At 40.0% G+C, this 12,688-nt stretch carries 12 protein-coding genes; 8 read left to right on the top strand and 4 right to left on the bottom strand.

Annotation, left to right across the window (positions count from 1 at the left end; translation table 11 throughout):
* Window positions 1-27: 27 nt before the first annotated feature.
* The 5 genes from chrA (at window position 28) to E2L03_RS08770 (ending at window position 3,805) form a co-directional block, all read left to right on the top strand.
* Window positions 28-969 (top strand): chromate efflux transporter, encoded by a 942-nt coding sequence (chrA, locus tag E2L03_RS08750; RefSeq protein ID WP_134258973.1) that lies wholly within the window; start codon window positions 28-30, stop codon window positions 967-969.
* A gap of 213 nt (window positions 970-1,182) precedes the next feature.
* Window positions 1,183-1,638: a MarR family transcriptional regulator gene (locus tag E2L03_RS08755; protein WP_035396215.1), complete on the top strand. Its 456-nt coding sequence runs from the start codon at window positions 1,183-1,185 to the stop codon at window positions 1,636-1,638.
* A 13-nt stretch (window positions 1,639-1,651) separates the two neighbouring features.
* Window positions 1,652-2,281, top strand: coding sequence for a nitroreductase family protein (locus E2L03_RS08760; RefSeq protein WP_055735562.1), 630 nt, complete (start codon window positions 1,652-1,654; stop codon window positions 2,279-2,281).
* A gap of 151 nt (window positions 2,282-2,432) precedes the next feature.
* Complete coding sequence (locus E2L03_RS08765) at window positions 2,433-3,329, top strand: fructose bisphosphate aldolase (protein WP_134258974.1); 897 nt, start codon at window positions 2,433-2,435, stop codon at window positions 3,327-3,329.
* Between the two features lie 179 nt (window positions 3,330-3,508).
* Complete coding sequence (locus E2L03_RS08770) at window positions 3,509-3,805, top strand: antibiotic biosynthesis monooxygenase family protein (protein ID WP_035396216.1); 297 nt, start codon at window positions 3,509-3,511, stop codon at window positions 3,803-3,805.
* 633 nt (window positions 3,806-4,438) lie between these two features.
* On the opposite strand, the gene E2L03_RS08775 is transcribed toward E2L03_RS08770, so the two are convergent.
* Window positions 4,439-4,948 carry a DoxX family protein gene (locus E2L03_RS08775; protein WP_134258975.1) on the bottom strand — a complete coding sequence of 170 codons (510 nt, stop codon included), beginning with the start codon at window positions 4,946-4,948 and terminating at the stop codon, window positions 4,439-4,441.
* Window positions 4,949-5,207: 259 nt separating this feature from the next.
* Between E2L03_RS08775 and E2L03_RS08780 the strand changes: the two genes are divergently transcribed.
* Window positions 5,208-6,668: an AMP-binding protein gene (locus E2L03_RS08780; protein ID WP_134258976.1), complete on the top strand. Its 1,461-nt coding sequence runs from the start codon at window positions 5,208-5,210 to the stop codon at window positions 6,666-6,668.
* Entirely contained in the window at window positions 6,604-7,716 is a 1,113-nt protein-coding gene (locus tag E2L03_RS08785) for an acetyl-CoA C-acyltransferase (protein ID WP_134258977.1), read from the top strand. The genes E2L03_RS08780 and E2L03_RS08785 overlap by 65 nt, the downstream gene beginning before the upstream one ends.
* On the opposite strand, the gene E2L03_RS08790 is transcribed toward E2L03_RS08785, so the two are convergent.
* Complete coding sequence (locus tag E2L03_RS08790; protein ID WP_038476791.1) at window positions 7,709-8,086, bottom strand: hypothetical protein; 378 nt, start codon at window positions 8,084-8,086, stop codon at window positions 7,709-7,711. The two genes, E2L03_RS08785 and E2L03_RS08790, sit on opposite strands and share 8 nt — an antisense overlap.
* A gap of 266 nt (window positions 8,087-8,352) precedes the next feature.
* Here E2L03_RS08790 and E2L03_RS08795 point away from each other — a divergent pair, with 266 nt between their 5' ends.
* A complete protein-coding gene (locus E2L03_RS08795) occupies window positions 8,353-9,624 on the top strand; it encodes a histidine--tRNA ligase (protein ID WP_134258978.1) in 1,272 nt (423 codons plus the stop codon).
* A 376-nt stretch (window positions 9,625-10,000) separates the two neighbouring features.
* Here the strand turns inward: E2L03_RS08795 and E2L03_RS08800 are convergent, their stop codons facing one another.
* The gene (locus E2L03_RS08800; RefSeq protein ID WP_134258979.1) at window positions 10,001-10,609 is read right to left on the bottom strand and encodes a DUF3885 domain-containing protein; all 609 of its coding nucleotides are present in this window, start codon (window positions 10,607-10,609) and stop codon (window positions 10,001-10,003) included.
* A gap of 221 nt (window positions 10,610-10,830) precedes the next feature.
* Window positions 10,831-12,330, bottom strand: coding sequence for a UDP-N-acetylmuramoyl-L-alanyl-D-glutamate--2,6-diaminopimelate ligase (locus E2L03_RS08805; RefSeq protein ID WP_166740250.1), 1,500 nt, complete (start codon window positions 12,328-12,330; stop codon window positions 10,831-10,833).
* Between the last annotated feature and the right edge of the window lie 358 nt (window positions 12,331-12,688).

The raw sequence follows: 12,688 nt of genomic DNA on the forward strand, positions 1-12,688 counted from the left end.
ATATTTAGTAGCATAGTCTAACCCTATTTGATATGCTTATCGTTCCTCGGCTTTACACTTCCGTCTGTTTTTGTTCTTATTCTGTTCGCTCTATTTATGCAAACAACTGGTGTTGAGTTAATTGGTTGGGTTCATGGACTTAAATTGGTGGCGGTAGCAATTGTAGCTCATGCCATCATAGGAATGGCGAAAAATTTAACCCCCGATTTAAAAAGAAAAACGATTGCCCTTCTCGCGTTGGTCGTTACCTTATTGTGGCATACACTGGCTGCACAAGTTGGAATCATACTGTTGGCTGCTTGTCTAGGTTATGTGATGTACAAGCATCAAGACAATCAGGTGAAGTCTGAAATGTCCTTTCCGTTGTCGCGTCGCTTTGGCATCATTTGTTTATCACTCTTTGTCGGCTTGCTTCTACTATTACCGCTAGTAAGAGAACTAACGTCCATTCAATGGATTGACATGTTTGATCGTTTTTATCGATCAGGTTCGTTGGTTTTCGGCGGTGGTCATGTGGTGCTGCCTTTACTGGAACGAGAATTTGTGCCAACTGGATTGGTAAGTGAGGAGGCATTCCTTGCTGGGTATGGAGTGACCCAGGCCGTACCGGGACCATTGTTTACGTTCGCTGCTTATTTAGGAGCCACAATGAACGGATGGCTAGGCGGCTTAATGGCAACAGTGGCTATATTCTTACCGGCGTTTCTTTTAATACTAGGGGCGATTCCATTTTGGGATCAGTTAAGACGAAATCCTAAAGTAAACGGCGCGTTAATGGGTGTAAATGCAGCTGTTGTTGGTCTTTTACTTTCTGCTTTTTATCAACCGATTTGGGTAAGTGCTGTTTTTGAACCAATTGATTTTGCGCTTGTAGCGATTTTGTTTAGCATGTTGGTTTATTGGAAGCTACCGCCTTGGGTGATTGTTGTAACAGGGGCAATCTGTGGTGCTATAGTAAGTGCCCTCTAACTAGCGAAGACCCTTTTGTATTTTTAAGTGAAGAGCTGCATCTAAGCCAAGGCTGTAAAGCCTTGGCTTTATTGATGTATTCCTTCTTAATGTGGTTCTAAGAGAAGCGTTTTTAAAAATTGTATTGACAATAGAAGACGGTTCATCCTATATTATTGATACATCAATCATTTCAATATCAATAATTGAGGAGTCAAGTAAAGGAGGCCATTAATGAATTCGTGTGCACTTAAAGTAGAGCTGTTCTTAAAGTTACAGTCTGTAAATAAAGAGTTATGTTCAGGTTTTGAATCTTGTTTTGGAGCCAGTACGTCACGTATTCAAATACTGCATGCCCTTCTTGAAGAAAACGAAATTCTTCAAGCGGACTTGCAGAAGCAATTGAATATAGATCCTGCCGCCATTACGAGACATTTAAAGCAGTTGGAAAAATCGGGTGTCATTAGTCGGTATCGAAAAGATAACGACCAACGTGCCACATGGGTTAAGTTAGAAGAGGTAGCAAAGATAGAGATAGAGAAGTCATACAAGGAAAAGAAAGAGTTTATTGATCAACTGTTTGATCGCTTTACAGAAGAAGAATTAAGTTTGTTCCATAAAATGATACAGCGCGTCGAGCTGAACATTGAAGAAGCCGTTCGTGCAAAGGAGAGTAATGAAAATGGATAAAGTGGGAAATGAAATGACAACGAAGGAACATTTTTTAAACGTACTTGAAAGTAGAAAATCCATTCGTATTTATGACGAAAACGTTAAAATCTCAAAAGAAGAAATGACTGAACTATTGGCAGCGGCTATAAAAGCACCTTCTTCTGTTAACTTGCAACCTTGGCGATTTGTTGTGATTGAAAGCGACGAAGCGAAATCAACATTAGCGCCACTTGCTTCATTTAACCAAAACCAAGTAAAGACGTCGTCAGCGGTCATTGCCGTTTTTGCTGATATGAATAATTTAGATTATCTTGAAGAGATCTATGGCAAAGCGGTTGAACTAGGGCTGATGCCTGAAGAGGTGAAAGAAAATCAGGTTCCTGCTATTCGTGGTCTTTTATCAGGCATAAGTAATCAACAGAACAAGGAAACCATTTTAATTGATGGTGGACTCGTATCGATGCAACTTATGCTAACAGCGAAAGCCTTTGGCTATGACACCAATCCAATTGGCGGATTCGATAAAGAGAACATCGCTGAAGCATTTGGCTTAGAAAAAGAACGATACGTTCCGGTTATGTTAATTTCGATTGGTAAAGCGAACGAAGCTGGGTATAAATCGTATAGAATGCCGGTTGAACAAGTAACAGAATGGAAGTAAGCTTTCACAAAAAGGACGTCCTCTAGGAGCGTTCTTTTTTTGTTAGCGAAAAACGTGACAGCAGTCTGTAAATGTATAAACACCGGCAAGAAAGGGTACAAACAAAAGAGAACCCTAATTTGTTTGGTGAAAACGGAAGGAGTTACGTGACATGAACACACAGCAGATGGAAAAAATCAAAACCGGTAAAGGATTTCTAGCAGCTCTTGACCAAAGTGGCGGGAGTACACCAAAAGCGTTAGCTGAATACGGTGTGCCAGAAGAAGCGTATGCCTCAGAGGAGGAGATGTTTGACCTCGTTCATGAAATGAGAACCCGCATCATGAAATCTTCTGCCTTTCATTCTGATAAGATTCTTGGGGCGATCCTGTTTGAAAAAACAATGGACCGTAAGATTGACGGTGACTATACAGCCGATTATCTCGCAAATAAAAAAGGCATTGTCCCTTTTCTGAAAGTGGATAAGGGATTGGCAGATGAAAAAGATGGCGTTCAATTAATGAAGCCAATCGATCATCTTGATGAAACCCTCAAGCGTGCGAATGAGCGGCATATATTTGGTACAAAGATGCGTTCTGTTATCAAAGAAGCAAATCAAGAGGGGATTCACAAGGTTGTCGAGCAGCAGTTTGAAATGGGGAAGACCATTATTGGAGCAGGACTTGTCCCAATCATTGAACCAGAAGTGGACATTCATAGCGCAGATAAAGAAGCGATAGAGCACCAATTAAAAGAAGAACTGCTCACCCATCTGAACATGCTACGTGACGATGAACGGGTGATGTTGAAACTAACCATCCCATCCAAAGACAGATTTTATCAAGAGCTTGTTGATCATGATCGTGTCGTTCGTGTTGTGGTTCTTTCTGGAGGCTACTCTCGGGACGAAGCCAACAAGAAGCTGAAGCGTAATCAAGGATTGATCGCGAGTTTTTCCAGAGCCCTTAGCCAAGATTTACATGCGGATCAGACTGAATCGGAATTTACCCATGCGCTACAAACAGCTGTTGATTCTATTTATGATGCCTCCGTAAACAAAACACAATAGAAGATTTAACCCCCATGCTGTTCATGCATAGGGGTTTTTTCGTGAAGGTTGAATCTGATACATCGTTCTTTACGTATAGAGAAACGTATTGATGGAATTGTTTCTTGATACACACCTAAGCCAATGGTTATGTAAAAAGATATAAAGCCGCTGAAATCTAGAGAAGGAGTGGAGCGAAGATGATAGTAGAAGCTGCACTATTACAAGTTATCCCAGGGAAAGAAAAGGAGTATGAAGAGGCCTTTCGAGAAGCGTCTGTTCTTATTTCTTCAATGAAAGGTTACCTGTCACATGAATTGCAACGTTGTCATGAAGTAAAAGGTAAATACTTGTTACTTGTGAAATGGGAAACCATAGAAGATCATACCATTGGATTTAGACAGTCGCATGAGTATATTCAGTGGAAGCAACTCCTTCATCATTTTTATGACCCGTTTCCGGTTGTGGAGCATTTTGAGGCTGTCTCGCTAAATTGAAGTAAAAATTTGTGTAAATAGAGGAGCGAGGTTATTGAAGAAGTGAAATCTTTACAAAAGAGGTCATACGCTTTTTGGTCTACTATTTGTTTTTTGCTGTGTGTAGCTGTTTGGGTTCCTAATATCGTTTTTCAAGTGGCAAGTCCGTTATTTCTCCTAACGTTTATTATTGGACCAGTTGGCATGATTCTAGCTTTGTGGAGAAAGTATTTTTTACTAGCTGCTCTCAATCTATTTGGGACGTTAAGTTTTTTTATCCTTATGTTTCTTGTATACTGGTTAAATTCATTCTGAAAAGAAGCATCTTAAAAAGCGTATAAGAATGGAACGAATTTACTATCCTGATTTAACAGCGGCACTTATTGGAAGTATTTAATCGAATTAACAGAATTTACTCGTTATGAATAGAAAGATAGTCTGAAAGCAAACAGTGAGGAGCGGGTGATGTTACATTTGAGGTTCGCATCTCCTGTTTGGCTTTACCTGTCAGCGTAAACGTCCAAGGCTGGTAAAAAAAGTTCAAGAAGGCAATAGACATAGATTGAAACAGGAAACAAGTGGATGGGACGTCGACTGAAAAATAGCCCTGACAGCTTACGCTCAGAGGGCTAATTTCGTTTGTTTGTGGCGTGCTTATGAAGTGGCTAGAGTATCTTTATTGCCATAGTCTTTTTTTACTTTTTGTTTAATAGAAGGGGTAAAGCGGTCTAATCCAAGTTGTCCAGCGTTTTGTTTACTGATAAGAAGGATAATGGCCATAATAAGCATGAGCGGATTCGTTGATACGGTTCCTGCTAAGAGGAAAGAGGTATTCATCATACCACCGAAAAACGCTGCGCTTTTTGTGAAAAGACCAACAATAAGGGCGATTCCGATGAGGACTTCTCCCCACATAACGAGAAAGCTAAAAAGGTCGGCATAAGGGATGGCTATATGTTCTAAAAAAGCGACGTATAGCGGGTAGGCGACATCTTCCCCTTTGAGCACAGGATTTGCAGCAGCAGCCTGTAAAAATCCACCTGCATGAAATTCTCCCCCAACTACTTTTCCAATACCAGAACTAAACCACATCCAGCCAAGTGATACACGAAGAATGGTTAAAAGCAACTGCGCAATTTTAGATGACTGTAAAAAATGTAACATAGGAAATCCTCCTTAGTTTGTGAATATTTTCACATTATCTTTATACTCTTAGTATACATCTGATTATTTAATTGTGAAGTGTTTCACAAACTAATTCACAGATTGTTCATATTTCGATTAGAGCATTAGTACAAAGAGGCTTAAGTGGTTTCCTGCAGACTCCACAGCAGCTGTTTTTAAATAGACGATCTTGCTCCTTTGTGTTATTGTAAACCAAATAATTTATAAGTTTACAATTGGATGGAGAGGCGGTTTTTTCGTGTATATTGGGAAACAGATTCATCATCATGCTTTGGCGCTACCAGACAAAATCGCTGTTATCTACAATAAAAAACAGATTCCTTACTGCATGCTTCAAGAGAAAGTGGAGCAATACCGTGGTCATTTGTATCGTGAAGCCCAAAAAGATCAGAGGAAAGATCCCTTTACTGTGGCTATTGATGTGATGCAACAAGATGAGCAATTGTACTGGTTTTTAGCGGTGACAAGCCTTGGCTGGAATGGTGTACTTTGTCATCCGAATTGGTCTGAATGTGATGTGATTAAAATGGCTAAAAAAGCAACAGCAGACGTTATTTTGAGCAATCGTTTCCAAACAGCAGAAGCGGACATTCCCATTTGGAGAATGTCTAGTTTCGCTACGTCAAACGAAAAACAAGCTATTCCGTATGCAAAAGGAACGGAACCGTTTTACACAGGGTTTACCTCTGGAAGCACTGGGGAACCTAAAGCCTTTGTTCGGAACCATTTGTCGTGGTCAGGGAGCTTTGTCAATGTGCAACAAGTGTTTGCGCTAAGCCAGTCAGATCGTGTTTGCATACCAGGATTGCTCTTTCATTCTCTGTTTTTATTTGCAACCATTCATACACTCCATATGGGGGCAACGGTTTGTTTAGAGCAAGAGTTTCAAGTGAAACAAACAAAGAATACAATAGAAGCTTATAAAGTGAACGTTATTTATGGAGTGCCAACAATGCTGTATGCCCTGTCCCTGGAGGGAATAGATGCACAGCTTGTTGAAAAAGTCATTGTTTCTGGAGCGGAATGGCATGAAACGAATCGAGCTCAAGTAAAAGCGATCTTTAACCAAGCAACGCTTTATGAGTTTTACGGTGCATCAGAGCTAAGTTTTGTTTCGTACCTAAACCATTCAAATGGAAAACAGCTTAATTCTGCTGTTGGGGAACTTTTTCCCAGTGTAGAGGTTGAAGTAAAACGAGATGGCCAACTCGTTGTTCGTAGTCCATATTTATTTACTGGCTATGTAGGGCAAGCGCCAATTGGGGAATCATTTTCAGTTGGGGACATCGGCTATTTCGACGAACACCACATCTTACATGTTAAAGGGAGAATAGGGAATATGCTGACGATTGGGGGCCATAATGTTTACCCAGAAGAGACGGAAAGAGTGGTAAAAGCGTTGCCGTTTGTAGAAGAAGCGGTAGCGGTTGGAACGTATCATAGGTATTGGGGTAATCAAATGGTGCTTTTCGTGCAAACTGCTCAAGCTCAGGAGTTTGCATTGGTACAAATAAAAGCAAGACTGAAGGAATGTCTACCTACACTCAAACGTCCAAGAAGGATTTACGTCGTAGAAGCATTGCCCTTATTAGCAAATGGAAAAGTCGATCGACAAGCGTTGGAGGTGAAACGAGATGAATGCAGTCTATGTGGTGAAAGCAAAACGAACGGTTATTGGCAAAAAAGGGGGCATTCATAAGAAGGTTTCACCTGAAAAGTTAGCGGCGGCAGTTTTGGCAGAACTAGGGAAGGCGCTACCAGTTGATGGGGTTATAATGGGTAATGCAGTTGGCGAAGGAGGGAATATCGCCCGGCATTCGTTACTTGAAGCAGGCTTTCATCCTAGCGTCCCCGGATTGACTGTCGATAGTCAGTGTGGAGGAGGATTAGAAGCTATTGTTACCGCTGCTCGTTTTATTCAAGCAGGTGCTGGAGATTGTTACCTAGCTGGTGGTGTGGAAAGCACGAGCTTAGAGCCTGCCCGCTTTCGAGTTGGAGAAAAAAAGCCAATTCCCCGGGCCTCGTTTGCCCCAGCCGACATCGGTGATCCTGATATGGTAGCATCCGCTGAAAGCGTGGCCGAGGAATTTCGTATAACCAGAGCTCAGCAAGATGCGTATGCGCTAGAAAGCTATAGGCGGGCTTATGAAGCGGATCTGGAAGGTCGCTTTGACGAAGAAAAAATTTTAGCACATCAAGGGATACGAGATGAAGGCATACGTAAGCTTTCGGAGAGGTTAGTTAAAAGAATGCCGCCTCTTATAATGCCATCTGGTACCATTACGGCGGCAAACTCTTGTGAAAAATCAGATGGGGCAGCAGCAGTGATCCTGATGTCTGAAAAAGCCTGTCGAGAAGCAGGTGTGAAACCGTGGCTTCAATTCGTTGATAGCGTAAGCGCAGGTGATGATCCAAATTACGCTAGTATAAGTCCAATTGGTGCAATTCAAAAACTTCTCTATCGGAACTCCTTGCACATAGATGCTATCGGACGAATGGAATTTAATGAGGCCTACGCGGCGCAACTGATTGCTTGTGGAAAACACATACCACTCTCATTTAGCCGAGTAAATGTATCAGGCGGTGCTCTGACTCTTGGTCACCCTTATGGTGCTTCTGGTGCAATCAATGTCTGTCGCTTGTTTCACGAATTACCCAGCTGTAACATGAAGTATGGCATTGCCACAGTCGGTGCTGCAGGTGGTGTTGGAACGGCGGCTCTTTTTAAGAAGGTTTCAGTTACATGAGCAAAATCGCTAAACATAAAATGAACGCCAAACCAGAAAGCGGCGTCATGACCTTTTTTTCTTTTGCGCTTTTAGAAGCGAAGTTGGCTAATGTATTTACCGCCAGAAACAGTGTGAATAGCCAAGCAAGAAGATGAACAGGCAAAAAAGCAAAGCCAGTTAATACATTTGTATACGTTAAAAAGGTGACGGCCATCACGAGCAAAATCAATGCATTGGCAACACTAACAACACGCATGGGAAGTGGTAATACGCGATAGAAACCACCCATTGCATAGTCACCTAGTGGAAAACCTAAAGCTAAGAAAAGTTGAAATATACTAATAATAACAAAAAGAATTGACACACCTATTGCTAGAATAACGTCCAATGTCTTTCCTGCCTCCTTTAAAAACAAATTGTATTTCCCTTGTCGGTGTGATACGATCATATGCATTCGAGGTGAGTATAGATGGTACTATACCAAATGAAAATACTTGTAAGCTCACAACTTCATCATCATAACAAGTAGTCTTGCTAGCCGATTTCTAAAAAATCGCACATAGGAAGACTATTTCTCATGAAACCGTATTTGATTAAGTGTACCACTAATCAAGTGCGGTTTTTTATGTTTACTAAAAAAAGGAGGAAAGAAAAATGAAGAAAATGGATTACCAAAATGTAAGAGGCACACAGGATTATTTACCAGCAGCGGAAGTTATACGACGGAATATGAAGAGAACCCTTGAGGACGTGTTTAGTCAATATGGCTGTAAACCGCTAGAAACACCTATTTTGAACTATACCGATTTAATGGCTTCTAAATACGGTGGAGGCGCCGAAATTTTAGAAGAAATGTACACGTTAACAGACCGAGGAAAGCGTGATTTGGCACTGCGATACGATTTAACCATTCCGTTTGCAAAGGTAGTGGCGATGAATCCAACGTTGACCATGCCATTTAAACGTTATGAGATTGGGAAAGTTTTTCGAGATGGTCCTATTAAAGCTGGGAGATTTCGGGAATTTACCCAATGTGATGTCGATATTGTTGGCGTTGACACCCAAGTTGCAGAAGCAGAATGCATGTTAATGGCGGTGGATGCGTGTGAAAAACTCGGATTACCAATGGTGATTCACTATAACAACCGTAAGCTGTTAACAGGTATGCTTGCATGTATAGGAGTAGAAAAGGAAAAACAAAGCAGAGTGATCCTCACTATCGACAAATTGGAGAAGATTGGTGCGAGCAACGTTGTGAAGGAGTTACACGCGCAAGGCCTATCTCAACAGGTAACAGCCACGATTGAGGCGTTTTTACAAGCAGGACATTCAATGGACTACTTCAAACGATACGCGGAAGAAAGTGTAGACGTGCAACAGGGAATAGCAGAAATAGAAGCACTACAGTCGTTTCTTACATCTTTAGCCATTGAGAAACAATGTATCTTTAATCCTTTTCTTGCTAGAGGACTAGAAATTTATACGAGTACGGTATACGAGCTATTTTTAGAAGATGGAACGATTACGTCAAGTATTGGCAGTGGTGGTAGATATGATCAAGCGATTGGTGGGTTAATTGGTACAGATGAAACGTTCTCAACAGTTGGGATATCCTTTGGCCTTGATGTTATGTATGAAGCAATTCGTTCTACGAACCAGCCAGCTAGTCCATTAGTGGATTATTACATTGTTCCATTAGGCAGGCAAACAGAAGCCTTGTTAGTAGCGCGTGAACTACGAGAACAAGGCTACCGTGTTGAATGTGAATGGTCCAATAAGAATCTACGAAAAGCGTTAACGAAAGCGAATAAAGAGGGAGTGAAGTATGTCATTATCATTGGGAAAGAGGAAGTGGAACAGAATCTGTACAAAAGAAAAGATATGCAGTCAGGTGAAGAAAAGAGGATACCGTTTCGATTTGCGTAAACTGGACCTACGTATACAATCCATTTGGTCGCTATGGAGACAGAGTTAGATCAATTAGTGTGTATCCATCTAAGAAAAGAATGGTATTGAAAACATTCTTTTTTAATGGCTTTTTCCATCTATAAAATAAAGTTTTAATTCACTGCTATTTGACCAAATTTACTCTAGTTATTTAATCTGCAACGCAACGTAATTGATGTAACTTAATAGTTGCTCAATTTAAAAGCCCATGATTTTAAATTTTCTTGCGTAATACCAATATAATCAAATGCCCAAGTAGTCGTCTCTTTGTTCTCTATTAATAATGCGTCTTTCTTGAAAGAACATCCAAATAGACAGATATGTAATATGAGAACAACAACAGAGAATTTCCTAATTATTCTTCTCTCCTTATCAAATTAGAATATTTCATTGCAAATTCCTTATGTAATTTTTCATCATTAAACAGCAAAAACGCACCTCTATCATCATAAATGTGAAAAATTATACCTTTATCTTTATTAATAAAAAATACTTCTGGATAAGTGCTCAGTAACTTATCGTTAAACCTGGGAGTTAGATCTTTAAAATCTTGATTACAGATTGCTTTTATAATCTTGTTGTAATGTAAAAATTTTTTTTGTGTTTGTAGTGAATACTGTACCAATCTACCAAATTCGTCGTTCTCTTCAAAAGTGAGAAGTTTGTATTGATTAACTCTATTTATAAATTTATTAAAGAGTCCAATTGGTTTAGAAATTGCTTTTTCACTTCGAGCAACTGTTACAAAAAACAACTGGTCTTCATTAATAAAAAGATCTTTAAATATGTCCGTTGCGCGGCTATAAATGGTATCAAAGTAATCAAAATTAATATTTCCTGAATCATCTAACTGATATAAGCTTTCTTGAAGTTCGATATGTAAGCTTAAGGGTAGGTCATGAAAAGTTGAGTTAATTAAATCAAGTTCTTTAAATTCATTCCGTAAATAGATTAAATGATTCATGTATACTATCCTTCCAATGTTTAGGTTGATTATTGTCTTAATATTTTACCATCCTTACTCAAGGGGAAGCATACCGATATCTGAGAAAAAACGATTAGAGAGCCGTTAATGGCTGTGATCAAACCTCTAACTGTTTGTAGATAATGGAACGATTGTTTTATTTAAGAAAGAAAATAGAATGAGGACGACATCGATTCAGTAAAAGATGTCGTCTGTATCGTTTAAGTGGAGGTTGTTTTGGTGTCTTGCTCAAGAAATAGATGAATGTGCTTGAGGTCATCATAGGGTAAGCGTTTTCCTTTAACGATCTGATAATTTTCCATGCAAATACCGGTAATGAGGATAAGATCGCCTTCATCTGCTAATGACAGTGCTTTTTGAATGGCTTCGCCTCTTTCTCCTACTAGGTGTAGGTGCTCAGGTTTATTTATAAAACCAGAGATAACATCTGCCATGACGGTTTCTGGGTCTTCATCGCCAGGATGGTCAACGGTTACAACGATTTCATCTGCTTTACCTTCAACAGCCTTTGCAATTTCCGGCCGTAAATAGGAAGGTCTGACGCCGATACCAGCAATAAGAAGTATTAATCGTTTATAGGAAAAGGGTTTTATGGTATGGAACAGTTTTTCAAAAGCGAAAGGACTATGAGCAAAGTCAAAAATTAACTGCCTTCCTGGATAATCGGTTAGTAATTGGAAGCGACCAGGAGCTCCTTTAACAAGTGGAAAACAACGAATGATTTCCTCTATAGCGTATCCTTTTACCATGCAAGTCGTGACGGCAGCTAAAAGGTTTGCAACATTGTGTTCTCCGAATATCGGTGCCATAACGGAGTAGCGTTTCCCGTGGACGATTAAGTCGAAGGAGGTACCAGATTGTTGCGTTTGTAGTTTTTGTGCCATGACGGTCGCTTCCTGTTCAATGCTATAGGTCCAAAGCTCTCCTTGAAACGAGTTAATAATGGCAGCTGACATCCCTGCATCATCAAGATTCACAACCGCTTTGTTTGCTTGTTGAAAAAGCTTCAGTTTTGCGTTTCGATAATGCTCCATAGTGTTATGAAAATCAAGGTGTTCTGGTCGTAAGTTTGAATGAACCGCGATATCAAACTGTAATCCATGAAGGCGCCCTTGTTCAAGGGCAATGGACGTGGCTTCCATCGCAACGTGAGTTGTTTTGTTTTCTCTAAGTTGATCAAAGAGCGTATAAAGATCAGATGATTCTGGTGTAGTAGGTGTGGTTGTTTCTACATTGATTTTTCCGTATTGATCCCAAACTCCTGCTGTTCCAATGGAAGCGGTTGGCTCGCCGAGAGCGTTTACTAATGAGCGTATGTAAGCCGTAATGGTTGTTTTTCCGTTTGTGCCGGTAATTCCCGTTAAGGCAAGTTCCTTATGTTTGTTTTGATAAAAAGCAGATGCAAAGCTAGCCAGCGCTTTTTTGCTATCATGAACCACTACAAATGTACGGTCAGGTCGTTTGAAATACCAATCCATCATAAGTTCTTTTTCACTTCCAACGATAACCTGAGCGCCATTTTTTATGGCAGAGTCTATATATTGGTGGCCATCCACGTGCTGTCCTTTTATACAAATAAAACAGCTATTGGTTGTGACTTTTCGTGAATCGTACGTGATGGAATGAACGGTGGCAGGGGAGGGGCCGACAACAAAAGCGATGGTTTCAAGCACGTTTGACTGTTTAAATAAATTCTCCAAAAAAGTACCTCCATAATTAGGTAATGAGTGAGTCGTGCTTGTAGTCATTAGACTAGTACCTACTCATACCTTTTAAAAGGTAATTTGAAACCCGATTTATTAAAATAATTATTTATTCGGCTTACAAAGAACAGTAAGTGAAAAAATGGCGACCATAAATACGTGAACAGAATTTGTATTTGCCGCTATTTTCTGGGGGGGAGGATAGACCATACTAGAGCATTACTTTCAATTGTGTCATTCTTCCTAAATTCGTTTCATTTTAGAAGAAATCTGCATGTGTCGAACAAAAAAAATAGTTCATACGGCGTGCAAAAATACAAAAGAACCTCCACATCGTTTAATCAGTTTGCTAAAA

Source organism: Shouchella oshimensis, from assembly GCF_004375095.1.
In the GTDB taxonomy this organism is placed as follows: Bacteria; Bacillota; Bacilli; order Bacillales; family Bacillaceae_D; genus Shouchella; species Shouchella oshimensis.

Coding starts and splice junctions, on each gene's coding strand:
- E2L03_RS08755 (WP_035396215.1), top strand. CDS start 1,183: ATGAATTCGTGTGCACTTAAAGTAGAGCTGTTCTTAAAGTTACAGTCT.
- E2L03_RS08760 (WP_055735562.1), top strand. CDS start 1,652: ATGACAACGAAGGAACATTTTTTAAACGTACTTGAAAGTAGAAAATCC.
- E2L03_RS08765 (WP_134258974.1), top strand. CDS start 2,433: ATGAACACACAGCAGATGGAAAAAATCAAAACCGGTAAAGGATTTCTA.
- E2L03_RS08770 (WP_035396216.1), top strand. CDS start 3,509: ATGATAGTAGAAGCTGCACTATTACAAGTTATCCCAGGGAAAGAAAAG.
- E2L03_RS08775 (WP_134258975.1), bottom strand. CDS start 4,948: ATGTTACATTTTTTACAGTCATCTAAAATTGCGCAGTTGCTTTTAACC.
- E2L03_RS08785 (WP_134258977.1), top strand. CDS start 6,604: ATGAATGCAGTCTATGTGGTGAAAGCAAAACGAACGGTTATTGGCAAA.
- E2L03_RS08795 (WP_134258978.1), top strand. CDS start 8,353: ATGAAGAAAATGGATTACCAAAATGTAAGAGGCACACAGGATTATTTA.
- E2L03_RS08800 (WP_134258979.1), bottom strand. CDS start 10,609: ATGAATCATTTAATCTATTTACGGAATGAATTTAAAGAACTTGATTTA.